The organism is Pseudoalteromonas sp. ABV4_021, from assembly GCF_056159365.1.
The window spans coordinates 982124-1007734 of the sequence record NZ_JBSWVB010000002.1 but is presented as its reverse complement, the minus strand read 5'-3'; the positions used below and the strand labels follow the sequence as shown (position 1 = coordinate 1007734).

Genomic DNA, 25611 nt, shown 5'->3' with positions numbered 1-25611 from the left:
TTGGCCATTTTAAACTGGTTTGAGCAGTTATTATGACAACAAAAGTACGACTCTTATTGTATCCCCAAATATTGGCGACCAGCGTTACGCTGCCAGTAGAAATGCTTAAAGCGGGCGAAGCATCATTTCATGACCGTAAAAATCATAAGCTTGATATTAAGTTTGTAGCCGATAAACAAGAGCTGATCCAATGCCGCGCGGGGTGTGCTTTTTTACCCGAATTAACTGTTGGCTGTGATGACAATGCCGATTTTATTATTGTGCCGGGGATCTGGCGAAATCCTCGCCCTGTTATTAAGCAAAACCAAGCAGCGATTGGCTATTTGAAAGCTCAATGGCAACAAGGGGCAACAATTGTCGGTGTCGGTACTGGTAATTGTTTGCTTGCGGAAGCAGGCTTGCTTGATCACCACGCAGCAACAACGCATTGGCATTATGCTAAACAATTTCGAAAAGACTATCCTAAGGTCGATCTAAAGCCTGAATTTTTTATTACGCAATCGGAGCGTATTTTTTGTGCGGCCAGTTTAAACTCGCTGGCTGATATTATGGTTTACTTAATTGCCCAATTATTTGGGCGAGATGCCGCGCAAAATGTGGAACGTAACTTCTCTCATGAAATTAGAAAGCCATACGAAGAGCAGCGCTATTTAGAGGGAGCTGTCGATAGACATGCCGATGAGCTCATTGCGCAAATCCAATTTTGGCTTAAAAATAACGCGTCGAGCGAATTATCAATGCAGCATGTTGCTGAGCAATTTGGGATTAGCCAGCGCACGTTATCACGGCGTTTTAAAGCAGCTACGGGTACCACAGCTAATCACTATCTGCAAAAAATGCGCCTTGAAATGGCGCAAGAGTTATTGGCATCGACCAACCTAACCGTGCAAGATGTAGCGGTAGCTGTAGGTTATGTTGACCAAGGCTATCTCACCAAAGTATTTAAGCGCGAGTTAAAACAAACACCGTCAGATTACCGTTTATTGGTGAGGAAAAAATTGTTTAAAACGGATTCGTGATTTTAAATTATCTAGATGTTTGGAATAAAGGTTAAGCAGTGATCTAAGATTTATTTTTGTAATTGGGTTTAAAGTTTTTCGCAACTTACTGTGCGCAAAAACGGCTTAACAAATTGGCCATCTGCGAAAGTATGCCGAGAAAGCTCAATATAGTAAATGTTACTTCGGTATGTACCGAACAGAGATTCAATACACTTGTTTGCGATGATTTTTTAGAGTTCATGTGCATTGGAGAGGGCGAAAGTAAAGGCTAGCGACAGCTGCTAATCGCGTCCTTGTTATAGCTGAATAATCTAACTTATTTGATTTTTGTTAAATTACTGTAAATAAATGTAAACTCTTATATTTCAATTGGTTAGGAATGTGTGAGTAGGCCTAAAAAGACAGCGCTGTCATAATTAATTTATTTAAAATCAGTGGTTTATGGTTTATCTTCATGGTTTGCTGTTACTCCTATCGCCGTACTTTCTTTTTTATTGTTATCTGTTTTTAATGACCGTCCCGATTAAAGGGGAAATAATAAATTTCAGGGGACAAAATGAAAATAAAAATAAAACCTTCCTTGTTGGCTGCAAGTGTAATACTTGCTTGCACGCCAGCAATTGCAAAAATTACTGATTCAACTTTTCCTTTACAAAATGGCGATCCATTAGTCGCTGAGCAGTGGCACCTGCAGAACATTGGACAAACCGGTTTCTCGCAGTCTACGGGAACATCCGGCAATGATCTTGATATCGATTTCACGCATCTAATGGGTATTAAAGGTCGTGGTATTACAGTTTCTGTGATCGATTCAGGTGTAGAGATTGACCACCCAGATTTAAGAGCTAACGTTGTGGCGGGTTCTCTTAATTTAGGTGACGGATCAGATTATCCACAAGATAATAATGGTCATGGTACATCGGTTGCAGGCTTAATTGCTGCTACCGAGGCAAATGGATTAGGTGGGCGCGGTGTTGCACCTCACGCCAATATTGTTGGCTTTAACTATTTACCTAATCAAACCGTTGGTAACTGGCTTGTGTCTCACGGTTTGTCAGAAGATTTTCGTCAATTAGATCGTTTTACCGATCCGCGAGTGTTTAACCAAAGCTATGGCAGCACACCAGCGACACCGGTTGTGCACGATTACGTACTAAACCCGTGGCAAGAACTACAAGATGATGTTTATCGCTACATTACTGAAGAAAGCCATTGGGGGCGTGGTTCTGTTTATGTTAAATCGGCGGGGAATTCGTTCGGTACATATAACGCTTATTACCAAGGTGTGCCAATTTTAGTGCTGCCTTACGAAAACAATCAGTTCTTTAATAACCAAGGTTTACCTTTCCATAACGCAAATATTGCGCCGGATAACAATAACCATTGGAACTTAGTTGTGTCAGCGTTAGACGCGCATGGTAAGCTAACGTCTTATTCATCTGTGGGTTCAAACGTATTTGTTGCGGCGCCGGGCGGTGAGTTTGGCGAAGCTGCACCTGCGATGGTAACGATTGACTTACAAGGGTGTGAAGCTGGTAGCAATGTAGCGGGCGAGCATGGCAATGCATTGCATGGTGGCTCTGAGCTAGATCCGAACTGTGATTATACAGGCACAATGAATGGTACGTCGTCAGCGGCACCTAATACATCTGGTGCAATAGCGAATATTATGTCTGCAAATCATGCACTTGACGCTCGTTCGATTCGTCATATTTTAGCGCAAACAGCACGCAAAACAGATGAAAACCACCCAGGTGTTGATTTAACATTTGAAAATGCCGATGGTGAGCTAGTTACTTATAATGCGATTCCATCTTGGCAACGAAATGCAGCGGGTTATAACTTCCACCAGTATTACGGTTTTGGTGCGGTTGATGTGGATGATGCAGTATATAAGGCCTTATTCACACCGGTGGCGCCGTTGCCTGAGCAAGTGATTACGCCGTGGCAAACACAAATCGCCAACGCTGAAATTCCTGATGCAAGTTTAACTGGCGCAACCAGCACATTAGCGTTTGAGCAAGATGTGACTGTTGAAGCAGTTCAAGTGAAATTGAATATTGATCATACTCGCTTACGCGACCTTGCTATTGAGTTAATTTCGCCTTCTGGGACTCGCTCAGTATTAATGAGTGCACGTACAGGCTGGTTAGGTAGCACTGAAGGTGGATATACCGATACATTAATGCTTAGCAACCATTTTTATGGCGAAACAGCACAAGGTGAATGGCAGTTAAAAGTAATTGATACAGATAAAGGTTCTAGCTTTACTGTTGGTTACAATGCAAGTATCGGCCTAGTTGGCTTTAACCGAAATAACAATGCAGACAACGGCGTGTTGAAAGACTGGTCGCTACGCGTAATTGGTCATTAAGGAGTAAAACATGAAAAAATTATTTATCATCGCGGCGTTAACTCTAAGCACACAAGCTGCACTAGCGAATAGTGCCGAGCAATTTAAAGGCTTAACAATTACTCCAGTTGAACAACTCACATTAGATCAATCTGAAGTGATTTTGAACGATAAAACGTTTAAAACTAATGGTACAAAATTGATTGTGCCTGGATTAGATGTATTTGATGTTAGTGGGCTAAATGCCTACACAGTTACGGGCGAGATTATCGTAAAGCTTTCAGATGATGTAGATTTTGAGCAATTTAATAAAGATAATGACTTGATTATAAAGCAAGCATTTAAATCTTATTACATTCTTAAGTCACAAAGTCAGCGTGATTTGTTGCCATTAGTTGATGCACTGAAAAAGTTAGAAGGTGTAAGCTCGGTAACATTAGAGCTCGTTGATAAAGGCGTTATTGAAAAATAACGTTATTAAATCACGCATTAGTATAGTTAACGTCTGCTATTTGGGCTAAATAGCAGACGTTTTTTTAAATGAGTTTTGCTTTAACTTTTGCTGCACCGCAAAGGGATCTTGGTTGGCAAGTTCTCGTTCAAACAATTGATGGTTAATTGGCTTAGAGACAAAATAACCTTGAGCATAGTCGCACCCAGCTGCCTCTAATATGAATAATTGTTCTTGTGTTTCAACACCTTCCGCGATTACTTTTAAACCTAATTTATGCGCCATTACAATAATAGCTTCACACAGCGCTTGGTTTTGTGCCGAACTTTCAAGATTCATGACAAAGGCGCGATCGATTTTTAAGTAGTCGAGTTCAAACTTGGTAAGGTAAGATAGCGCGGCGTACCCGGTGCCAAAGTCATCAAGAGATATTGCTACGCCTGCTGAGCGAAACTTTTTAAGTGTTTCTTTTATTTCTTCATTGTCATCAAGTAATAAACCTTCGGTAATTTCGATACAAATACCGTGCTTAAGACTTAGTTGTAGTAAAGTATTGAGCCAAATGACATCGTGCTTACTGACGCTTGACTGAAATTGCGCGGGGGAGCGGTTAACACTAATTTGAAAGTGTTGATCATAGCTTGATTGCCATTTTTTTACTTGCTCGGCAGCCTGTTGAAACACCCAGTTGCCAATATCAATAATCATTCCTGATGTTTCAGCGAGTGGAATAAAGTCAGCGGGGCTCACCATACCAAGTTCGGGATGATGCCAGCGCAGTAGCGCTTCTGCTTTATGAATTTTTAAATCAGAGATTGATAAAATTGGCTGATAAAGAACTTCAAATTGCTGGTTAATCACAGCAAGACGTAATTCCTGTGTGAGTAGGTGCGCTTTTTCAGTTTTTTCTTGTAAGGTTTTGTTGAAATGACGGTATTGTTTGCGCCCCTCTTCTTTCGATAAGTACATTGCTTGATCGGCAAAACGCAGTAATTCTTCCATTTTTTCGCTGTGATCAGGAAACAAAGTAATACCAATACTGGCCGAAATAAATATTGATTCATTATTTATGTAGAACGGCATCTCAATCGCTTGAATCAACTTTGAAGCAATGTTTTCAACATCTGCTAGGTTGTGAATATTACACAGCAGCGCAGTAAACTCATCGCCACCAATGCGCGCTACCGTATCGGTTTCGCGTAAAATTATTTTTAGGCGCTCAGATACCTCAACTAACAGTAGGTCGCCCGCATTGTGACCCATGGTATCGTTAACTTCTTTAAAATGGTCTAAATCAATAAATAACAGCGCAAATTTATCGCCTGAGCGCTTACTTTTGGCGATTTCTTGGTTAAGCCTGTCGGTAAACATATTACGATTGGGTAACTGGGTGAGTGCGTCAAAGTTAGCTTGGTGCCAAATAACTTGCTGAGATTGCTTTTTCTCAGTGATATCAGACATTGAACCAACCATGCGATACGGATTGCCTTTTTCATCGCGCATAGCTTCACCAACAATATGGAACCATAACTCTTGTTGTTTGGCGCTATACATACGCACTTCAATATCAAATGCTTCAAATGGGTCGGCTAGGTGCACCTCAAGGCTTGCTTTAAACTGTTTAATGTCATCAGGGTGGATTTGTTCAGTGAAGGAAGCAAAATCACAACCAAACGCTAGATTGTCAAAGCCAAGTAGCTCAGTAAATTTAGTAGAGTAAAATACCTCGTTATTTGAAATATCCCAGTCCCATACCCCAGCGCTGGCACCTTTTGCAGCTAGTTCGTAACGTTGCTGGCTTAAATAAAGCTTACGTTCTGTTTCATTGATGGTTGTTACGTCTTCAACTACACCGATATAGGCAGTAATTACTTTGTTCTCAATGAGCGGTTCAGCGTGAATCGATAACAGCTTATTTTTTGTTTTTGCAGCTGATCGGAATGTAAATTGAAAATTAGCACCTTTGGCAGTGCAGGCATACCAGTGTTTAATGGCTTTTTGTCGATCATCTGGGTGCATTGCGTTAATGTAGCTGCTGCCGACGATATCAGTACTGGTTAAGTTTAGTACGCGATACAGCGCATTATTTGCAAACATGCATTCGCCAGTTGGCTTGGCGACAAACAAACCAATCGGGACGTGCTGCAGCACCGCTTGTGTGTTAAATGCAAAACCTTTGCTTAACTTCCTGACCAAAATAGCTATTCCATTATCTTAATACGCTTAGCTTGTAGTAAGTGTAGTCAAAAAAAGTCCGTATGTTTGAAATCCTTGTCTTTTTCTAACAATAAATTGGTGAATTTTTGGTTTAGAGAGAAAGTGCGCTAAGTGGGTAGTTTTTTCGGTGCTATTAGCTCTATTTCTTAAACTAATAGTCGCGTTAGCAGCGACTTGTTGCATGCAAAACTAACCCCTGCACCTTAATAAACAACGACTAGCAGTAAAAGCCTTGTGTATAAATGATATTCGCTACAATTGCGGTAGTTGGAATCGTTCTAGCTGAATACTGTTATGTTGAATTAGCTGCTCACACATTTGCGCTAAAAAATCGATTTTACGATTAGAAAGTTGACGATAGTCTAAAAATGGTGAAACCAGTAATTTGTTTTCAATATTGTACGCAAATTCGTCGTTAAGCCAGGTTAAATTGCCACCAAGTAGATCTTGTGAAGCAAGTTTTTTTGCGTAACCTCGTCCTGCAATTATATGTAGCGTATTTGCGCGTTTGTAGTTTGGCGGGCTGAATAACAATGCGGTAGCAGAGCCTTGCTGTAGTAATTGGCTATCTCGATATTGCTGCCAGGTTGGCGCTGCGGTTTTACCCGAAAATACACTGGAGTTTAAGTTGTAAATGAATTTAGCGTAAACATTAAACTGTTTTCGCCAGCCATTACCGCATGCCATTGAGATTTCATTAATCGCACTAGGGGGTAACTCAACTAATGAGTTTGGAGTCGCGTATGAGGAAAATTGTGGCGCGTTTTCAACATAAAAAGCAAGCTGATATTGATTGCAGCCAAAACCGATTTCTGACATGTTTAGTACTGTGTTTTTTAAACGAATTTATACCACAAAGCGGATAAGGCTTAAATGGTTGAATCAAACGAAAAGGGTTTAAAATGGAGCGTTTGTTTAGCTATGGCACTTTGCAACAAGAAAATGTGCAGCGGGCTAATTTTGGACGGGTATTAGAAGGCGAGCGTGCTGTGCTCCAAGGATATGTTTTGTCTGAAGTAAAGATCGAGGATGAGGATGTTATTGCCAAAAGTGGTAAGCAATACCATCCAATTTTAGTACGCACAGGTAACAAAATTGATGAAGTTACAGGCCATTGCTATTGGCTTTCAAGTGAAGAGTTAATGCAAGCGGATAGTTATGAAGTAGCGGAATATACGCGCATAAAAGCTAAAACAAAGGATGGTCAAGCATGTTGGATATACGCTGCTAGTAAAGAGCAAAAAAGTGCATAGTAACTAGCAGCGTTAAAGCCTAGTATTTTGCATCATTCGCGCCATGTGGCTGCTCAACGCTCCATTGACCTAGGTTTAAATGGGTAATTTGATATAAAAATAGATAAGTATCTTTAATTGACTTCATAGTGGCTTCTCCTTTACATGTTTCATTAGTAATGGAAAATCCGTGCCAGCATCAGTTTGTTATTTAAATCAAATGATTAGCAATATAGCTATATCTATTCGGGTTATAATGGTGCAAATCTGCACCATTATAAAACTAAGGTGCAAAGGTGATCTGCCCTAATACTGCTGCTTTGTTAGCACCTGTTACAGAGGGCGCATTAGCGGGCAGATGATTTAACGTGCGATAAGCCATCCAAGCAAACGCTATTGCTTCCATAAAATCGGCACTGACGCCAAAATTATCGCTAGTAGTAACATGCCAATTTGGTAAATGATGTTGCAGGCGCGCAACCAAGTAAGCGTTTTTAGCACCACCGCCACACAATACCAACGTACCTCCTTCAGACTGAATAGGGCTTGCAATGGTTAGCGCTGTAAGCTCAGTTAGTGTTGCTAACATATCGTGGTTATTGAGCGTATTTTCAGCGCACTTCTGCCTAAGCCAAATCTGATTGAAATACTCTCGCCCAGTACTTTTTGGCGTAGGCAGCGCAAAGTAGTCATCGTCTAATAGTTGTTTAAGTAACACTTGATTGATTTTACCTTGCTTTGCAAGGTCGCCATTACGATCGTATGGTTGTTCAAATGCTTGTTGTGTAAAACCGTCAATAAGTGTATTGCCTGGGCCTGAGTCAAAACCAAGTAAGGTGTCTTGGTGGCAAATCGTTAAGTTAGCAATGCCGCCAATATTGGCAAAAACCACAGAGTCTTTATGCTTACTAGAATTTATTTGAGCTAACAAACTTTGATGAAAAAGTGGCACTAGCGGGGCGCCTTGGCCACCAAGGGCAACATCCATTTCGCGGAAGTTATGTACACAAGTAATGCCTGTTTTAGCGGCGAGCACAGATGCATTTAATAACTGGGTTGAATGCGGTGTTTCACTGTTAGGGTCGTGAAAGACAGTTTGCCCATGTGCGCCAATGGCTTTTATTTCGTTGGCATCAATTTGCTGCGTTTGTAGTAAGTGATTAACGGCAACTGCGTATTCACAGGCTAGTTGATAAGACGCATTACCTATATCAGCAATATTGCATGTCTTATTAGTAATAATTGAAGATAACAGCTGATGAAGTGAGTCTGTAAAGGGGGTTTCCAAGCTTGCTACTAACCTAGTTTGCCCGTTTACTATGTTAACTAATGCAATGTCGATACCATCCAAGCTAGTGCCAGACATAATGCCAATGTAGTAGATAGAATTTTGTTTCATGATTTCAATTTTGAAATACGTATTCGTCAATTGTAAAGATAAATTCCATTAGATAAAGTCATAGACGAAAATATGTAAACAAATATTTAAAATGCAAATGTTTGTAAATAGCGTGTTGTGTGCTTTGTTTGACCTTGTTAATTTGTCGCTAACTTATTAACAAGGGTTGGTTATGAAAAATAATAAACTGAAGTTATCAGCACTTAGCGCAGCTATTTTAATTTCTCTAGCAGGCTGCGGAAGTGATGATAATAAAAAGTCAGTGGTACCAGATGTTGCGCCTACGGCAAATGATGTGATGGTATCTGATGCGATGCAATGGATGGTTTTCGAAGGCAAGTTAAATGCACGCGACGGAAACTATGATGAATTAACCGTTAGCTTCAGTGAAAACGGTGAAACGGTTACAGCTCAAGATGGCGTATATTCGTTTTCACACGGTGTGTTAGAGCTAAGCGGTATTGACTTTAAATACGTAAATATCTCGGGTGAAGATGCAGTAATTGACTACACTGTTTCTGCAAATGGTAAGTCAGCGTCTGCACAACTCGTTGTTTCAGGTGTGAAAGGTGACCCACTTGCTAAGCATCAGTGGCATCTACGCAATACAGGTCAAAAAGCGTTTGCACTGAGCAATGAAATGAAAGCTGGATTGGTTGATCTATTTGCAAATGTACTCAATCGCATGACTGAGGAAGAAGCAATTGCATATTGGGATGCTGAATTTGCAGATGCAGAGGCTCGTTATCTTGTTCCGGGTGAAGATATAAATGTTGTTGAAGCATATAAACACGGCGTGACTGGTTCAGGCGTTACAGCAGTTGTTGTTGACTCAGGGCTTGAGATTCGTCACGAAGACCTTGCGCCAAACGTACTACCAAATCGTTCTCTTAACTTGAACCTAGGTGCATTCGACAAGACGGATCCAACAAGTACGTCGATTAGTGGTGATCACGGCACCAGCGTTGCGGGTTTAATTGCAGCAAAAGGCTGGAATGGTCTCGGAGGACGAGGTGTTTCACCTGATACGGGATTGATTGGTATGAACTATTTAGGTTCAGATAAGGTTCCGCAGACGGATTTCTTAATTCATGGTTTCCCTGGTTCTGGTATTTCTCCTAACGAGGAAATCTCTGCGTTTAACCGTAGTTATGGTTTAACAGTACCTACCCATTTAGTTTATTCAGAATTTGATGAACTAGTTGAATCTTACCCGAACAAATTCCTACGTGGTGGTAAGGGGGCTACTAATATTAAATCAAGCGGGAATAGTTTTGATGATGGTGGTCGTGAAGGTAGTTTTTGTAAAGATAACGGTGCAAATGCGTTAGGACTTACATGTTACAACGGCTCAAGCGAAAGCAGCCAAGCGCACCCTTACTATTTCTCAGTAGGAGCAGTCAACTCAAACGGTAAGCACACTAGTTATTCAACTGCAGGTGCTAACGTCTTAGTGGCAGCACCAGCGGGAGAATTCGGTCGTTGGGCTCCTGCAATGGTAACAACTGACTCGATGACATGTTTAAGTGGTTATTCCGGTTTTGAAGGCCGTTCTATCGTTGATTGGAAAGGTGCCTTTGGTGAAGAGTTTGCAGCGAGTCAATACCCATTTGACTACCCTGGACATGAAGAGAATGCAAGCTGTAACTATGTATCAACTATGAATGGTACATCATCTGCAGCCCCAAATGCATCGGGTGTGGTATCACTGATTCTTTCTGCAAATAATGAACTTACTTGGCGTGACGTGCGTCACATTCTTGCAACGACTTCAACGAAAAATGACGCTGAAAATGAAGCTATCAAATTAACAGTTGGTGAAGGTGAATTTGTTGCTCATGATGGTTGGATTGAGAACGCCGCAGGGTACAAATTCAATAACTTATATGGATTTGGTCGTGTAGATGCGGGTGCCGCTGTGGCAATGGCCAAGTCATACTCAGTTGATCTTGGCGATGAAGTGATCACACCTTGGCAAGGTGAAGGCTCCGTATTGGGTCAAGAACCATTGTCGTTAGAAATTCCAGATAATAACGCCACTGGTGCCAAATATAAAATAGTAATTGAAGAAGAACTAGATATTGAGGCTATACAGTTTAAGTTTGACGTATTTAGTGCTGAAATGGGCCTCGGTTTTGAAACGGATAACGGTGTAATTCAAACAACAGCAGGCACTGACCTTGCTATTGAAATAACATCGCCAAGTGGTACACGAAGTGTTTTACTTTCATCAAAACAAGCGCTTACTTATCCAGCACTTGATTTCTCAACAGGTTGGCAGGTTGGTTACATTTTAAAAGATGGCGCTTTCCTTTCTAATGCTTTCTATGGCGAGTCTTCAAAAGGTGAATGGACTGTCCGCTTTTTGGATACATCAGATGCTAGCTTTATTGCAAGTGATGGCGGGGCTAGTTGGGCTGGCTTTACTGGCTATGTGAATAATACAACGCCATCTACAGTGACTGGTATTGCAGTGCGTGTATTTGGTAATGCTGCTAATTAAGAGGTAATTGCAATGAAATTTAAAAACGTAACGATCACTTTAGCAGCTCTTACATTGTCCGCTCATGCGGCAGCTGTTAATAATTTAGAGCTAAATGTGCAAAAGAATTTAGCTGCAAGTAAGCAAGTTCAAAGTTTTACTAAACCTGATTTTGGAGCTTACAAGGTAGAGCGAAACTTAGCGCTAGTACCTGCTTCAATCGCAGCAACTGATGCTGTTGTTGAAAAGCGAGGAAATGAGGCAGTTGTAAAGCTTGATAAACAAACCGATTTAGTTTTACCGGGCACTTTAGTACGCAACATATTTACCGGAAATCTTGCACCTATTTCAGGTAATATTTCTGTGTTGTTGGGTGACAATGTAAGCGCTGGTGATATTGCGGCGCAAACTGGTTTTAAACTAGTGAGCGAATTTACTGAGACAGGCATTGCTGTTGTTTCTGTTGATGATAATCAAGATGTTCTTGAAGCTGCAAAAAAACTTCGTAGTTTAGGCCTTGTAAAAGAAGCACGTATTGAAGTGTTAGAAGCGCGTCATACTGCACGTTAATAAACGCTTTAAGAGAAAAAGCCCGCTTTTGAGCGGGCTTTTTTTGTTTGAGGCTCAGATTAATTATTTAAGGGATTGCTGTGATTTCTATTTGTGTATTGTTAAGTCTTAAAAACCTCTTATTTATTGACTCATGCGCAATATTAAGTCACAAAGCAAATTTTATCTTAAATTATTGTAAATGAGATGTTGTTGTTTGGTGTTTCTGTTGTTAATGTTATTCAACTTACAAAAATAAGTTTGTCCAGATAAAAAGTTCACCTAAGAGGGAAGTCAAAAATGACAACATTTGGTAACAAAAGAACGCTAATTGCGTTATCAGTTGCGGCAGCAATTACATCAACTGCAGCAAGTGCTGCAACATTTAAGCAGTATAATTACAGTGACGCAAAACCAGTTCAAGCGCAAGCAAGTATCAAGAATGACGAAAAAGAAGTAAAGCAAGCAAGTGCTTGGTTAGTAAAGCTTAACACGCCCTCAATAGCGCAAAGCCAAGGTGTTAGCTCAAATATTGTGAGCCAAACAGCGTCGATTATGACTTCTCAGGCTTTAGTTGAATCTGCAATTCAAACGATGGATCTAAATATTAGCATTGTTGCAAAAACTTCTAAGCTTGTTAATGGCTTACTTGTTAAAGGTGACAAGCGTGAAATTGAACAGCTGGTAGCACATAATGAAGTAGCGGGTATTTTCCCAATTTATGACTCTGAGTTACATATAGCGGATAGCGCTGAATATATTAAAGCAGCCGAGTTAGTCGCATCGGATGTCGCTAACGGCACTGGTATTAAAGTTGCCGTGCTAGACACGGGTATTGATTACACTCACGCAGTATTTGGCGGTGAAGGTACTGAAGCCGCATATGTTGCAGCAGCTGAAGACCCAACAGATGCTGTAGCGTGGCCACAAGGTCAGGTTATGGGCGGTTATGATTTTGTTAATATGGACCCAGATCCAATTGATGCCGGTACAAGTCATGGTACGCATGTATCACATTCAGTATCGGGAATAGCACCAAATGTAGAACTCTATGTGTACTCTGTGTGTGCCGGTGGATGTCCAGGTGTTGCTCAGTTCATGGCATTAGAGGCGGCGATGGATCCGAATGGTGATGGCGATATTTCAGACCGTGTTGATGTGATAAATATGTCGCTGGGTGGTGATTTTGGTGATATCGCAACGGATGGTGTTGGCCTTGCTATTAATCAAGCGGTGAAGCTCGGTACTAATGTTGTTATTTCGGCTGGTAATGACGGCGCTTATCCATTTATTGTTGGTGGACCAAGTACTTCTGAGAATGCGTTATCAGTCGGTGCAATGACTCACCCAACAGATGAAACATTAATTCCAAGTGGCACGATTAACGGTGAAGAGGCTATTATTCAGCTTGCGTCATTCGGTCCATCTGAACCTTACATGCTGTCAAATACTGATCTTGAAGTTGTCTACCCAGATGCAAACCAAACTGCATGCGAAGCATTTGCTGATGGTACCGATTTTACAGGCAAAGCGGTTGTGATTGACCGTGGTGGTTGCGCGTTTGTTACAAAAGTATTGATGGCGCAAGAAAAAGGTGCTGAGTTTGTATTTATTGCAAACAATAACGATGACGGCACGCCGGCGCCTATGGGCGGTAGCAGTACAGAGGTTACTATTCCATCTGTTGGTATTACATATCAAGCCGGTATGGCATTAAAAGAGTCTGGTATATTCTCGATTAATGTTGAAGCTATCGTTACATCGGGTGCAATCGCATCATTTACATCACGTGGTCCATCAATGGACGGTTTATTAAAACCTGAAATTACGGCGCCTGGTGTGAATATTATGACTGCTCACCCGGGCACAGGCACAGGCCTTTCTGGTGCGACTGGTACATCATTTTCAGGACCAATGACAGCTGGTGCAATGAGCTTATTAAAACAAGCGCATCCAAATCGCAATGCGATAGAACTTAAAGCTACTATTATGAATACGGCAAACCTTGATGTCACTATGGAGCCGCGTTCATTAAACCCAGAAACTGAATTGGCGCCGATTAGTTACATTGGTGCGGGGCTTGTTGATGTTGAAAAGGCGGCAAACCTGCCTGTGGCAGCATGGGCAAAAGATACAAAACAAGCAGCATTATCACTTGGTTTGATTAACCCGTCACAAGCAACTGACTACGTTAAAACGGTACAAGTTAAAAACTTTACAAGTGAAAGCAAAACCTACGATCTTAGCCTAGAGCAGCGTTTCAGTAATGATATTGAACGTGGCGCACTGATGGTGATGCACCCGGATTCAATTACAGTGCCGGGCGGTCAAACTATATCGTTTGATGTTACGTTTAAAATTGACCCTGCAAAATTACCAGAGTGGACATTAAACCAGGACAATATTGGTACACGAGAAGCTACGACAGATTTAACTAATCTTGAATTAGACGGCGCGCTTATTTTTTCTGAGGGCGGTGAAAAAGCACTTCATTTAGTTTATCACACGTTACCAAAAGCGGCGGCAGAATTGTCATTTGAACCTGTTCAAATGGAAGGTGGCACGGCGCATAAAGTGACTAACGTAGGTGCTGTCGACTTTGAACCATTCTTTGCGCCAACAACAGTTTCAGATGCTGCCGAAGGCAAGCGTTTAGATTTGGTGAGTGGTTCGGTTGAAATGATTGAAGTGCCGACTGAATTCTGTGAATCAGGTTACTCTGTTTTCTCAACAATTGTAATGAATGAAGGTGTGAGCCATAGCTATATTGGTGGCTTTATGGTTGACTTCGATTTAGACCGCGATGGCACATATGACGTTACTGCGCAAAATGGTAAGCTTGAGTGGTTCTATGATGTAGAGCCTACACAAATATCATTTACCCACCCATATGGTGTAGGAAGTGGTTGGTTAGGCAACATGTATCACACAACTGGTAACAACTTTATGACTATTCAGTCGTGTTTAGGTGCATTTGGCCTAACGACTGAGGACATGGGGTTAACAGCTGACGTACGATTCCGTCTTGAAGAGGGAACTTGGACACCAATTGCTTATGAATCACTTGATGATGCAATGGGAACGTTCACATTTGAGAAATCAACAGGTGTTGCAGCATTAATGACTGCGGAAGAAAATATTGTTGAGTCGTTGGCTCCGGGTGAATCTGCTTACCTTGCGCACGCAGGTAAAAACTTTACGATTTTATCTGAATCAGGTTCGAAAGCGATTAACGCAACACCAAGCGCTGACCGCGCAGTTTCACCAATGCTTGCTGACGCTGAGTTCTCAATCGCTGAAAATTCGGAAAATGGTACAGTGGTTGGAATGCTAGAAGTGTCTTATGGTGCTGAGCTTGCAAACCTAGCGTCAGAGTTTATCGTCGTTAGCCAAACGTCAAATGCGGTTATGTTAGAACAGTCAGGTGAAATTGTTGTTGCTGATAAGTCAGTACTTGATTATGAAGCTGGCCTAACAGAAATTGAAATGGAAGTTGTTGTTACCGATACTGCTGGCAATATTTCTGAGCCAGCGATGGTGAAAATTATGGTGACAGATGTGAATGAAAATCCACTTCCTGAACCAGTAACGCCACCTAAAACGAAAAAATCGTCAGGTTCATTTGGTTGGCTTGCACTGCTTGCTGCACCACTGGCATTTATTCGTCGTAGAAAAGTGAAGTAACTATTTCATTTTTATTGAAAAGCCCGCAATAATGCGGGCTTTTTTAGTGCTTTTGTCTGACGTACCAATTAATTAGATAAGTGTATACTAGCGAGCCCCTAAGAGCTTAATTAGTGGTTCAGTACAGTGCTTGTTTTCTGTACTACACTTTGTATAACTAAATAATTAATAAAAATAATTGGCGTCGTCTTATGCAGAAAAACCAAACCCTCACAGGCAGTGAGGTAAAACTAAAGTCGTCACAACGGATTGTTTCAATCACAGATCTTAAAGGTCGTATTACTTACGCAAACCAAGACTTTATCGATATCAGTGGCTATCAAAGCGAAGAGCTGATTGGTCACGGGCATAATATTGTCCGTCATCCGGCAATGCCGTCACTGGCGTTTAAGGATTTATGGGGCACTATCAAGCAAGGGAAGCCTTGGATGGGCATTGTTGATAACCGCTGTAAAAATGGTGATAACTATTGGGTTGATGCCTACATTACTGCTGTGATGGAAGGGCAAAAGATTGTCGGTTATCAATCGGTGCGCCTAAAGCCAGAAGAAGAATATCTAAAACGCGCGAAAGCGCTTTATAGCTCGGTTAATAATGGCGCAAGTTTTGGTCAAAAAATTACGTCAGCATTGTCGTTTAACTTAATGGGTAAGTTAACGCTTGCGGGCGTATTTGCAACTGTTATTCCTGCCTTGATTGCTTCTTTCTTTGTTTCGTCAGTTGCACAGCTTTGGCCATTAGCGCTGGCATTTGTGCTGTTTGGTTTATTTGCATGGGGCGTTGCCAAGCCTTATCAGGATGCTGCACGAAAAGCGCGTGAGATTTTTGATAATGATATTGCCAAACAAGTGTACACCGGTCGCAGTGATGAGCTAGGTCAATTGCAGCTTACGATTAAAATGTTGCAAACCCAGCAAGAAACCATTGTGTGGCGTATTAACGACGCAACGTCTGGGCTTGATACCGTTGCGCACAGCACCATGGACACGGCTGAGAAAACGAATCAATTAATGCAGCAGCAAAACCGTGAAGTAGAACAGGTCGCAGCTGCAATCAATCAAATGTCTGCAACGGTAAAAGAAGTGGCGCAAAACGCCTCTCTTACCGCTGATGCAACGCAAGTAGCCGATAACGAAGTAGTTGAAGGCCAACAAGTAGTTGATAGAACAACCGCAGACATAAATGAACTTGTACGCGAAGTTGAATCGGCTGTAGCGGTCATTAACAAACTTGCGTCAGATAGCCAGCAAATTGGCACTGTGGTTGATGTGATTCGTGGTATTGCCGAGCAAACCAACTTACTTGCGCTTAATGCCGCAATTGAAGCTGCAAGGGCAGGTGAACAAGGTCGTGGATTTGCCGTTGTTGCCGATGAAGTACGTACACTCGCCGCACGCACTCAGTCATCGACAGAAGAAATTCAGCAAATGGTTGCGACGTTACAACAATCTGCAGGTGAAGCTGTTTCAGCGATGCAGCAAGGGCAAACCAGAGCAGAGCTAAGTGCCGATCAAGCGCAACTTGCAAAAGCGTCACTTAGTCGTATTTTAGATGCGGTAAATACCATTACCGATATGAGCGCACAAATCGCAACAGCTGCAGAAGAGCAGTCTGCGGTATCCGATGAAATTACAAAGAATGTGATTAACATTGATAATGCGAGTAAAGAAACACTTGACGCGTCAGAGCATGCATTTGAGTCGACAGAAAAACTGCTAAACGAAGCAGAACGATTAACCACGATGGCGAAGCAATTTAGTCAGCACCGTTAATCTATAGTTGGATCATTTATTAACTAACCCGAGTTCAGGTTAATTAGGGTTTAAGTTAATAAGGGTCGATGTAAAAAATGCCGCGATATTCGCGGCATTTTTGTATCAATAGATATTAACTTAAAGTCGGGTTACTTAACCGGGAAACCACGGTCACGCATTAGTGCTTCAACTTCTGCGTCACGCCCTCTAAATAAACGATATGCTTCAGCTGGGTCCATAGCGTTACGAATAGAGAATAAGTGCTTAACAAGCTTGTCAGCTAATTCTTTATCGTAAAAACCACCTGGTGCTTCAGCAAATGCTTCAGATGCGTCTGACGTTAGTACTTCCGCCCATAAGTAGCCGTAATAACCCGCTGAATAACCTTCACCAGAGAAAATATGGCCAAAGTGTGTGCTGCGGTGGCGCATCACAAGTTCACTTGGCATACCAATGGCTTCTAATTGCTCTTTTTCAAATTTAGCTGGGTCAATTTTAGCTGGATCGGTTGTATGGTATAGCATGTCCATAATTGCCGACGCTAAATACTCGGTAGTTTTAAAGCCTTGGTTAAAGGTTGCTGATTTTTTAATTTTAGCAACTAACTCTTTTGGCATTGGCTCACCAGTTTTGTAGTGAACAAGGTAGTTATTGATCACTTCATCGGTTGTTAACCAGCGCTCAAGTAGTTGCGATTGGAATTCAGTATAGTCGCGTACACCTGAATGCGATTTAGGGTAGGCAACCGTTGCTGATAAGAAGTGAAGTGCATGACCAAACTCATGGAAATAAGTCTCAGCATCGGACCATGAAATAAGCGTCGGTTCGCCTTCAGGGCCTTTAACAAAGTTAGAATTGTTTGACGACAGAACGGTTTTCTTACCATCGAATGTTGTGTGGCTGCGATAGGTGGTTGCCCACGCGCCTGAGCGCTTACCTTTACGACCAAATGGGTCTAAATACCATAAACCAATATGTTCGCCAGTGGTTTTATCAGTTACATCCCACACGCGCACGTCTTCATGGAACACAGGTACAGAACCTGCTGCCACTTCTTTAAAGTTGAAATTAAACAAACGACCTGCCACATAGAACATCGCTTCGCGCAGTTTATCTAGTTGCAAGTATTGTTTTACTTCGTTTGAATCAAGATCGTACTTCGCTTTACGTACTTTTTCTGCGTAGTAGCGATAATCCCATGGCGCAATTTTAATGTTTGCACCTTCGCTATCAGCGATAGCTTGCATGTCGGCAACTTCTTCACCCACGCGTGCAATTGCCGCAGGCCATACTTTATCCATTAGGGCTTTTGCATTCGCCGGTGTTTTTGCCATGCGATCTTCTAAACGCCACTGGGCATAGTTGTCGTAGCCCAATAGCTGCATGCGCTCGTGACGAAGCGTTAAAATGTCTTTAATTGTTTGATTGTTATCAAACTCATCACCGTTGCCACCGCGGTTGTAGTAGTTTTTCCAAACTTGTTCACGTAGTGCACGTTCATCTGAGTAGGTTAAAAACGGATCCATTGATGAACGCGAATTAGTAATTGCGAACATTTCTGGTTTACCACGATCTTTCGCCGCCGCTTTTGCCGCTGAAATTAACGAATCAGGTAAGCCTGAAAGTTGCTCTTTAGTTAAAAACACCACGTAGTTTTCTTCATCTGCTAACACATTGTTGGCAAATTTAGTGTGAAGACCAGCAAGCTCTTGGTTAATTTCTGCAAAGCGTGCTTTAGACGGTTTATCAAGCGTTGCTCCATTACGTGCAAAGCTATTGTAAGTAAGCCAAGTTACACGTTGCTCTTCTGGTGTCAGTGACTTTAACGCATCGCTTTCGTATACCGCTTTAATGCGCGCAAAAAGCTTTTCATTTTGCGTAATTTTTGAGTTAAAGGCAGATAACTTAGGCGCCATTTCTTTTTGAATGGCACGAAATTCTGCACTTGAAACGTTTGAGCGCCAAATACCGTAGTAAGTGTAAACGCGTTTTAAAAGGCTGCCTGATTTCTCAAGTTCAACAATGGTATTGTCAAACGTCGCTGGCTCAGGGTTATTGGCAATGGCATCAACTTCTGCCAGTTTTTGTGCCATTGCTGCATCAAATGCAGGCTTAAGCTCGCTCAGTGTTACTTTATCAAATGCTGGTACACCGTTATATGGACCGCTAAATGCGGCCAAAATTGCGTTGTCGTTTTTAGTGTCTGTCGCAACTGTTTTTTCGGCTGCTGGTGCGTTTGAAGCTGTTGGTGCTGATTTTTCACCACAGCCTGACAAAGCAAATACTGTTGCCATCGCAACCAGCGAAAGGTTTAGTTTTTTCATTGTGTGTTCCTAGTGTTATTTGCGAGTCTTAATTGCAATCGTGTTTAGAAAAAAAGGCACGCTAAGTGTGAATGCTCATTCTTTAAATAGTTAATCATTTTACGGGCTAAATAACGTGCTGAATGCGTGTATCTGGCGTTATATCTGATTACATACTTAATAGAATTGATATAAAACAGGCAAGTAGATGAAAAGCAAATGTCAGTAAGGGGTTTCATACTAAAAATGTTCAATGCACCAAATTGCTATGTTTAATTCGCTAGCAGAGCGACTCGCTTAATTCGATTGTGTGCTTATGCTAAAAAGCTTTTTGCATAAGCACAATGTTTTTGCGTTAAATGAGCGTTTGCTTAAGGTTAAGCTCAGGTGATACTTCGCACAGCGCACCGTTTACCAAGGTAAGGTTAGGTGGCTGATGTCCTATGTCCATATCGTAAATGATAGGAATATCAAGCTCGGCTTTCGTGAGTGCCAAAGCAAAATCAATTTGCTTGTTAGCAGCAGAAGCCGCATGTCTGCCAACAAAAAGTGCGTTAAGGCGCTCAAAATGGCCTTTGTATTTTAGCATTAGCAATGCGCGTAGCCAGGCGGTAGGGCTGAGTTCAGCATTTTCGATGTATAAAATAACACCCTCTTTTTCATAGTGTTGGCAAAAACCACGCAGATCACAATACGGACTATCTAAGGTAAAAATAAGCGTATCTAAACAGCCGCCAATTAAACGCCCAGAAACACTGCTGCTTGGCCAGTTAAGTGTTTTCCAACACGTTTTTTGCGTTAAATTATAAGCTGCATCTGGGCGGTTAATCACATCAGCGTAGTCTGCTTCAAAGTGACTTGATGCGGTCTGTGTGAAACTATTGCCCTTTTTCAGCGTTATTGCGTTATAAAAAGCAGATGTCGTGCTATCAGATTGATTAGGAACCAATTGCATCAGGTTAGCTGTGTGCATACTTGCCCAATTTAAGCGCGTTGACAGTGCAACTTGCAGTGTACTTACATCCGAAAAGCCAATTAGCCACTTAGGTTTCGCACTTTGTAATTGCGCAAAATCAAGCAGGGGCAATAGTTCCATTGCAAGTTCTCCACCCCAAGGCGGCATAATCGCATCGATACTATCGTCGAGCAGGTATTGCATGAGTTGCTGAGCGCGAATTTCTTTACTTGCGCTCACATGCTGGTGATTATTTTTTAGGTTTGGGTCTAGAACGAGTTCAAAACCCAATTGTTTGAAATGCGCTAGTACCAAAGATAAGCGGGGGTGAAAGGCTTCATCGACGCCTGATGAAAATGCACAAACAGCGATTTTACTGCCTGCAACTAGTGCATTCGGGTACTGCATTATCTGTCTCTAATGTAATGGTTTTGCACCACTTTATCGATATACTTTTTGCTTGCCAAGAGTTTAAAGCCCAATGGCTCAGGTAAATCGCCAAATAATGGGTAGCCACCACCTAACAGCACAGGAATTCGTGTCAGGATCATTTCATCGACTAAGTCTTCCTTTAAAAAGCTTTGAATAGTTTTACCGCCATCAATATAAAGGTTGTGATAACCAAGTTCAGCTAAGTTTTTGACAATTTTTTGTAGCTCACCATTCACCAGAAAAACCTTGCCTTCGTAACCCTTAGGAACATGTGTCAGGGAGTTAGAAAGTACAAAAACGGGTTTGCTGTATGGCCATTCTACGCCAAATGACAACACCATTTCAAAGGTGTTTCGACCCATTAACAGTGCATCGATGCCTGCGATAAATGCATCAAAACCAAAGTCGTCGCCGTCAGGATTGGGTAACTGATGTAGCCAATCAATTTTGTTATCTTTATCAGCAATATAACCATCGAGACTAGTTGCAATAAATACTTTGTTTGTCATCAGAAATTCTTCTTTTTATTGTTCCGAATTCAATTTAACGTAAAAATTTTAATCGGGCTAATAACTGTTTGTTGTAGTGAACTAAACGCATATGACTTGTTTTGGCATAAAAATAGTTTTGTGATGGGGTTTTCCTCATAAGCAGTTATGCCACTTTTAGCTGCGTAATTACATTGAGCTTCTATACTTAAAGCGTTATCAGTAAGGAAGTTAGCCATGTTGCGGTTATTGGTTTTTATTGGGCTTTTGTATGTTAATGCAAGTTACGCAGAGAGCTATACGGTATTGAGTTATCACGGTGCCAATCCGCCCTACAGTTATTTTGAAGATGATATTATGAAAGGTATTTTTCCTGATATCTTTGCTCGTATCTCGGAATTATCTGGGCATCAGTTTACATTCGTTACTTTTTCTGTTGCCCGTGGTTTACGATTGTTCGATCAAGGCAAAGTTGATATTGAACCGGGCATTAATCCAATATGGCGCAGTCACACCAAAGTACCGGGTATCTACAGTGAATTTTATGCCAGCTCGCGAGAAATTGTCATCGCGTCGCAATATCGTCAGGAAAAAACACCGTTAGATTTGTATCATAAAGTACTCGGCGTAGTACGTGGTTATCGCTACGGTGAGTTTGAACAACACTTTGCACCTGGTAAAATAGTGAAAGTAGATTCCCGTTCTGAGGTTGAGTTATTGGCGCAAATTGAACATGGCAATATTGATTACGCCATTTTAGGCGAAGCAAGTGCGCTGTTTTATATAAATAAAAACAAAAGAACCTCGTTTAAACCGGTATTATTAGTAAGTGATTTGCCAGTTGCCATGCGGTTTCAACCACATTTACGTGATTTGCGCTCAGAGCTAAACAAAATTTTGATCGACATGAAACAACGCGGTGAAATAGACACTATTTACGCTAAATATGGCGCAAAGCCGTAACGTCTAACGGTAAACTTAACAGCTGCAAAAACGAGCTGAAAAGTGCAACACGCAACAAAGATTTAGTATATGCTACAGGCCCCTGTTATTTAACGTTAGCATTGTGTATGTTGCTTTGTTTTTCCTTTCTCAATGGAGTGTTATTTGCTCCGTTTATTAGCCTATTGCAAAACCGGACTGCTTTAAATAAGCAGCGCAGTATCGTTTTTCTCACCCTAAACATATCGCTATTTGGGTATAAATATGACCAATAAACAGTTTTTTCTTTTGCTTTTGCTCGCTGCAATTTGGGGCGCGTCGTTCTTACTTATTCGCATCGCCGTCGACAGCTTTGCACCGGTTTTTTTAATTGAGGCGCGGGTATTATTTGCTGCACTTAGCCTATCAATTATTGCGCTATTGATGCGGCGTAAAGTGATAGTAAAAGGCCTAGTTGGGCATTACTTTTTTGTCGGGCTTTTTAATTCGGCAATTCCATGGATGTTGTTTGCCTACGCGGCGCAAACCTTAACTGTTGCGATGTTAGCTATTCTAAATGCCACCGCGCCAATTTGGGGCAGTTTAATCGGCCGATTTTGGCATGGAGAGCGAATTTCTCGGCAAGGTTGGTGCGGACTCGGCTTGGGTATTTTAGGCGTTGTTTTAATGGTTGGATTAGCGCCGAATATGATTAATGCCGAAAGTTTAATCGCGTTACTAGCCGCTACGTTTGCCGCGTTTTGTTATGGTATTGCGACAAATTACACTAAGCATGTAAAACGCAATGTGCCGGGTTTTGATACATCTCATGGTAGCTTGTGGGCCACGGTCATTTTGTTAGTGCCGCTATTGCCGTTTTTCCCAATGAATCAAATGCCATCAACAGATGAAATATTAGCGGTGGTATTACTTGGCATAGTGTGTACTGGCATCGCGCTTATTTTTTATTTTGATTTAGTTGCCGAAATTGGCGCAGCGTCAGCATTGTCGGTTACCTTTTTAATTCCAGGATTTGCTGCAATTTGGGGTTATGTTGTCCTTGGCGAAGTACTCACTTTAAATGTGTTAGTAGGCATTATTACGGTGTTACTAGGTACCATGTTAGTAACTGGATTTTCACCCATGCGTTTTTTGAAAAAACGTAAAGGGGATTTACAACCATCAAGTGAACTGTGACATATTGTCGCAGTTTGCGGTTTTTACTTTGTGATGTGGTGATTTTTTTAAGAAAATTTCCTTAGTTTGTATATGGAAGTTTTTTTATGAAAAGCACACTTAACACAATAACGCTTTGTATTCTCTCGTTATCGTCATCTTTAGTATTTGCTAAGCCAGATATGGAGGTGATCACTGTTTCGTCTCACATTAATCAATTTGCGCTATCTACTGAGCAGGCCAAGGCCAGTGTCTCACTGCCTGATGTATCAGATTGGTTACTTTCAGTACCAGGGGCAAATGCCAATAAAAATGGTCAAATATCGGGTATAGCTCAATATCGAGGATATTACGGTGATCAAGTAGCTGTTGCTATCGACGGCGTAAAGCAAATTGGTGCGGGCCCTAATGCTATGGATGCACCGCTTAGTTATGTTTCGCCACTTTTAATTAATTCGGTAGATGTGTATCGCGGTATTGCACCGGTGAGTAGCGCGTTAGATTCGTTTGGTGGTGTGGTTAAGGTTTATCAAAAACGTGCCGCTGATATTGAAGCGGGTGAGCGTAATTTAGCGCTTACCGGTACTTATTTATCTAATTATTCTGGTTACAATGTGTCAGCCGTAGCTGGGGCAGGGTTTGATGAATTTGCCTTAAATAGCTATGTCGCATTACAGAATGCGGATGATTATAAAGATGGTGATGGACGAGAAGTTCACTCATCGCAAGTCGAGCGTTTACAATATGGCGTTGATGTGGCATATCGCCAACAAGCGTCTTCAGTTGGCTTAATTTGGCAGCGCACCGATACCAAACCTACCGGCACAATCGCGTTGCCAATGGACATTGATTACGTAGAAAGTGATCGCATTAAACTTGATTATCAAACGCAGCTTAACGAGCTTGCATTAGATGCATACATTGCCTACCACACAGCAGAGCATGGTATGGACAATTACTCACAGCGAAGTAATGCAAATATGCAAAAACATCGCTACAACACAACAGATGTTGAGAATTTAAGTTATTTTGTTGCTGGCAAATTGGCTCAGTGGCAATTTGGTTTAGAGGGCTATGTTAGTGAGCATGGCTCACGCATTACTAACCCAAATAATGCGATGTTTTTTGTTGAAAACTTTAATCAAGTTGAAGACAACCGCCATTCAATCTTTACCGAGTGGCAATCAGAAGCCAATGATTTTAGCCAGCGTGTTGGTGTACGTGTTAAGTACAATCAAGCCGATGCAGGTACTGTGTCTAGTTCAATGGCGATGATGAATCCGCATATTAAAATGTTACAACAGCAATTTAATAATGCCGACCGCAGTGTTAATGACACCACAGTCGATATTAGCTACTCGGGCAGGGCACAGCACTCAGAGCGTTACTCTACGGAAATTAGTTTTGGCTTAAAACAACGCGCGCCATCTTATCAACAACGTTATTTATGGTTACCAATGCAAGCGACTGGTGGCCTTGCTGATGGTAAAACCTATATTGGTAATATTGATTTGAATGCAGAAACCGCTTATCAGTTAAATCTTGCATGGCATTATCAAGCCAATGGTTTCAGTATTTCACCTCAGGTTTTCTATCATCAAATTGATGATTATATTCAAGGTACGCCATCAAATAATATGGCTGCGAATATGGTTGGAACTATGATGGGAGGTGAAGCGCCACTTCAGTTTAATAATATTGATGCTCACTTATTTGGTGCGGATGTAAATCTAGTTTGGCGTTTGAATAATCAATGGCAATTAACAGGCGTTGTTAGTTACGTCACCGGTGAACGAGAAGACATTGATGATGATCTCTATCGTATTGCGCCGTTAAACTCGCGTATTACCGCTCATTATCAGGTTGATGATTGGCACTCGCAGTTAACACTGAGTGGGTATGCTAAACAAACTAAAGTGAGCGAATTAAACAACGAGAAAGAGTCAGCAGGTTATGGCACTCTTGATTGGCAATTGGATTACGATGTGACAGCAAAACTAAGGGTTAACTTTGGTGTTAACAACTTGCTAGATAAAGCTTATCGCCCTCATTTAAATGGTGTTAACCGTGCTATGGGCAGCGAAATAATGGTGGGTGAAGGCGTACCCGAGGTTGGCCGCAACGTATTTGTTGGGTTTAACGTGAGTTTATAACGAGCTACTGTAAATATTAGAAAAGGAGCGATAACGCTCCTTTTCTATTGGGTGTGAAAGC

At 41.6% G+C, this 25611-nt stretch carries 17 protein-coding genes; 11 read left to right on the top strand and 6 right to left on the bottom strand.

Features of this window, described 5'->3' with window-relative positions:
• The first annotated feature begins 32 nt into the window (after window positions 1-32).
• From ACXAFE_RS18615 to ACXAFE_RS18605, 3 genes are all read left to right on the top strand, one after another.
• A complete protein-coding gene (locus tag ACXAFE_RS18615) occupies window positions 33-1019 on the top strand; it encodes a GlxA family transcriptional regulator (protein ID WP_336436417.1) in 987 nt (328 codons plus the stop codon).
• A 538-nt stretch (window positions 1020-1557) separates the two neighbouring features.
• Window positions 1558-3375 carry a S8 family peptidase gene (locus ACXAFE_RS18610; protein WP_475156236.1) on the top strand — a complete coding sequence of 606 codons (1818 nt, stop codon included), beginning with the start codon at window positions 1558-1560 and terminating at the stop codon, window positions 3373-3375.
• Window positions 3376-3385: 10 nt separating this feature from the next.
• Window positions 3386-3826 carry a hypothetical protein gene (locus ACXAFE_RS18605; protein ID WP_475156233.1) on the top strand — a complete coding sequence of 147 codons (441 nt, stop codon included), beginning with the start codon at window positions 3386-3388 and terminating at the stop codon, window positions 3824-3826.
• Between the two features lie 45 nt (window positions 3827-3871).
• Here ACXAFE_RS18605 and ACXAFE_RS18600 read toward each other — a convergent pair whose 3' ends face one another.
• Both ACXAFE_RS18600 and ACXAFE_RS18595 read right to left on the bottom strand, forming a co-directional pair.
• Window positions 3872-6001, bottom strand: coding sequence for a sensor domain-containing protein (locus ACXAFE_RS18600; protein WP_475156231.1), 2130 nt, complete (start codon window positions 5999-6001; stop codon window positions 3872-3874).
• A 273-nt stretch (window positions 6002-6274) separates the two neighbouring features.
• Entirely contained in the window at window positions 6275-6841 is a 567-nt protein-coding gene (locus tag ACXAFE_RS18595) for a DUF6942 family protein (RefSeq protein WP_475156227.1), read from the bottom strand.
• An 83-nt stretch (window positions 6842-6924) separates the two neighbouring features.
• Between ACXAFE_RS18595 and ACXAFE_RS18590 the strand changes: the two genes are divergently transcribed.
• The gene (locus ACXAFE_RS18590; RefSeq protein ID WP_475156224.1) at window positions 6925-7275 is read left to right on the top strand and encodes a gamma-glutamylcyclotransferase family protein; all 351 of its coding nucleotides are present in this window, start codon (window positions 6925-6927) and stop codon (window positions 7273-7275) included.
• A gap of 262 nt (window positions 7276-7537) precedes the next feature.
• Here the strand turns inward: ACXAFE_RS18590 and ACXAFE_RS18585 are convergent, their stop codons facing one another.
• The gene (locus tag ACXAFE_RS18585; protein WP_475156222.1) at window positions 7538-8653 is read right to left on the bottom strand and encodes an anhydro-N-acetylmuramic acid kinase; all 1116 of its coding nucleotides are present in this window, start codon (window positions 8651-8653) and stop codon (window positions 7538-7540) included.
• Window positions 8654-8825: 172 nt separating this feature from the next.
• On the opposite strand from ACXAFE_RS18585, the gene ACXAFE_RS18580 reads away from it, so the two are divergent.
• The 4 genes from ACXAFE_RS18580 to ACXAFE_RS18565 all read left to right on the top strand — a co-directional run bounded on the left by ACXAFE_RS18580 (window position 8826) and on the right by ACXAFE_RS18565 (window position 17140).
• Window positions 8826-11156, top strand: a complete 2331-nt coding sequence (locus ACXAFE_RS18580; RefSeq protein WP_475156220.1) for a S8 family serine peptidase — start codon at window positions 8826-8828, stop codon at window positions 11154-11156.
• 12 nt (window positions 11157-11168) lie between these two features.
• The gene (locus ACXAFE_RS18575; RefSeq protein WP_475156218.1) at window positions 11169-11705 is read left to right on the top strand and encodes a S8 family serine peptidase; all 537 of its coding nucleotides are present in this window, start codon (window positions 11169-11171) and stop codon (window positions 11703-11705) included.
• Window positions 11706-11984: 279 nt separating this feature from the next.
• On the top strand, window positions 11985-15368 hold the full coding sequence (locus ACXAFE_RS18570; protein ID WP_475156216.1) for a S8 family serine peptidase: 3384 nt from the start codon (window positions 11985-11987) through the stop codon (window positions 15366-15368).
• A gap of 191 nt (window positions 15369-15559) precedes the next feature.
• Window positions 15560-17140, top strand: coding sequence for a methyl-accepting chemotaxis protein (locus ACXAFE_RS18565; protein ID WP_475156213.1), 1581 nt, complete (start codon window positions 15560-15562; stop codon window positions 17138-17140).
• A 131-nt stretch (window positions 17141-17271) separates the two neighbouring features.
• Here ACXAFE_RS18565 and ACXAFE_RS18560 read toward each other — a convergent pair whose 3' ends face one another.
• The 3 genes from ACXAFE_RS18560 to ACXAFE_RS18550 form a co-directional block, all read right to left on the bottom strand.
• Entirely contained in the window at window positions 17272-19446 is a 2175-nt protein-coding gene (locus ACXAFE_RS18560; protein ID WP_475156208.1) for a M3 family metallopeptidase, read from the bottom strand.
• Window positions 19447-19780: 334 nt separating this feature from the next.
• The gene (locus ACXAFE_RS18555; protein ID WP_475156203.1) at window positions 19781-20788 is read right to left on the bottom strand and encodes a S66 family peptidase; all 1008 of its coding nucleotides are present in this window, start codon (window positions 20786-20788) and stop codon (window positions 19781-19783) included.
• Window positions 20788-21321, bottom strand: a complete 534-nt coding sequence (locus ACXAFE_RS18550; RefSeq protein WP_100914629.1) for a dihydrofolate reductase family protein — start codon at window positions 21319-21321, stop codon at window positions 20788-20790. The genes ACXAFE_RS18555 and ACXAFE_RS18550 overlap by 1 nt, the downstream gene beginning before the upstream one ends.
• 216 nt (window positions 21322-21537) lie before the next feature.
• On the opposite strand from ACXAFE_RS18550, the gene ACXAFE_RS18545 reads away from it, so the two are divergent.
• From ACXAFE_RS18545 to ACXAFE_RS18535, 3 genes are all read left to right on the top strand, one after another.
• Window positions 21538-22263 (top strand): substrate-binding periplasmic protein, encoded by a 726-nt coding sequence (locus ACXAFE_RS18545; RefSeq protein WP_475156198.1) that lies wholly within the window; start codon window positions 21538-21540, stop codon window positions 22261-22263.
• Between the two features lie 243 nt (window positions 22264-22506).
• On the top strand, window positions 22507-23418 hold the full coding sequence (locus ACXAFE_RS18540) for a DMT family transporter (RefSeq protein ID WP_475156195.1): 912 nt from the start codon (window positions 22507-22509) through the stop codon (window positions 23416-23418).
• Between the two features lie 86 nt (window positions 23419-23504).
• Window positions 23505-25550, top strand: coding sequence for a TonB-dependent receptor (locus ACXAFE_RS18535; RefSeq protein ID WP_475156192.1), 2046 nt, complete (start codon window positions 23505-23507; stop codon window positions 25548-25550).
• Window positions 25551-25611 lie beyond the last annotated feature (61 nt).

What these genes read in the sequence shown, in the direction of transcription:
- ACXAFE_RS18615 (WP_336436417.1), top strand. Translation starts at nt 33, where the DNA reads ATGACAACAAAAGTACGACTCTTATTGTATCCCCAAATATTGGCGACC.
- ACXAFE_RS18610 (WP_475156236.1), top strand. Translation starts at nt 1,558, where the DNA reads ATGAAAATAAAAATAAAACCTTCCTTGTTGGCTGCAAGTGTAATACTT.
- ACXAFE_RS18605 (WP_475156233.1), top strand. Translation starts at nt 3,386, where the DNA reads ATGAAAAAATTATTTATCATCGCGGCGTTAACTCTAAGCACACAAGCT.
- ACXAFE_RS18595 (WP_475156227.1), bottom strand. Translation starts at nt 6,841, where the DNA reads ATGTCAGAAATCGGTTTTGGCTGCAATCAATATCAGCTTGCTTTTTAT.
- ACXAFE_RS18590 (WP_475156224.1), top strand. Translation starts at nt 6,925, where the DNA reads ATGGAGCGTTTGTTTAGCTATGGCACTTTGCAACAAGAAAATGTGCAG.
- ACXAFE_RS18585 (WP_475156222.1), bottom strand. Translation starts at nt 8,653, where the DNA reads ATGAAACAAAATTCTATCTACTACATTGGCATTATGTCTGGCACTAGC.
- ACXAFE_RS18580 (WP_475156220.1), top strand. Translation starts at nt 8,826, where the DNA reads ATGAAAAATAATAAACTGAAGTTATCAGCACTTAGCGCAGCTATTTTA.
- ACXAFE_RS18575 (WP_475156218.1), top strand. Translation starts at nt 11,169, where the DNA reads ATGAAATTTAAAAACGTAACGATCACTTTAGCAGCTCTTACATTGTCC.
- ACXAFE_RS18570 (WP_475156216.1), top strand. Translation starts at nt 11,985, where the DNA reads ATGACAACATTTGGTAACAAAAGAACGCTAATTGCGTTATCAGTTGCG.
- ACXAFE_RS18565 (WP_475156213.1), top strand. Translation starts at nt 15,560, where the DNA reads ATGCAGAAAAACCAAACCCTCACAGGCAGTGAGGTAAAACTAAAGTCG.
- ACXAFE_RS18560 (WP_475156208.1), bottom strand. Translation starts at nt 19,446, where the DNA reads ATGAAAAAACTAAACCTTTCGCTGGTTGCGATGGCAACAGTATTTGCT.
- ACXAFE_RS18555 (WP_475156203.1), bottom strand. Translation starts at nt 20,788, where the DNA reads ATGCAGTACCCGAATGCACTAGTTGCAGGCAGTAAAATCGCTGTTTGT.
- ACXAFE_RS18550 (WP_100914629.1), bottom strand. Translation starts at nt 21,321, where the DNA reads ATGACAAACAAAGTATTTATTGCAACTAGTCTCGATGGTTATATTGCT.
- ACXAFE_RS18545 (WP_475156198.1), top strand. Translation starts at nt 21,538, where the DNA reads ATGTTGCGGTTATTGGTTTTTATTGGGCTTTTGTATGTTAATGCAAGT.
- ACXAFE_RS18540 (WP_475156195.1), top strand. Translation starts at nt 22,507, where the DNA reads ATGACCAATAAACAGTTTTTTCTTTTGCTTTTGCTCGCTGCAATTTGG.
- ACXAFE_RS18535 (WP_475156192.1), top strand. Translation starts at nt 23,505, where the DNA reads ATGAAAAGCACACTTAACACAATAACGCTTTGTATTCTCTCGTTATCG.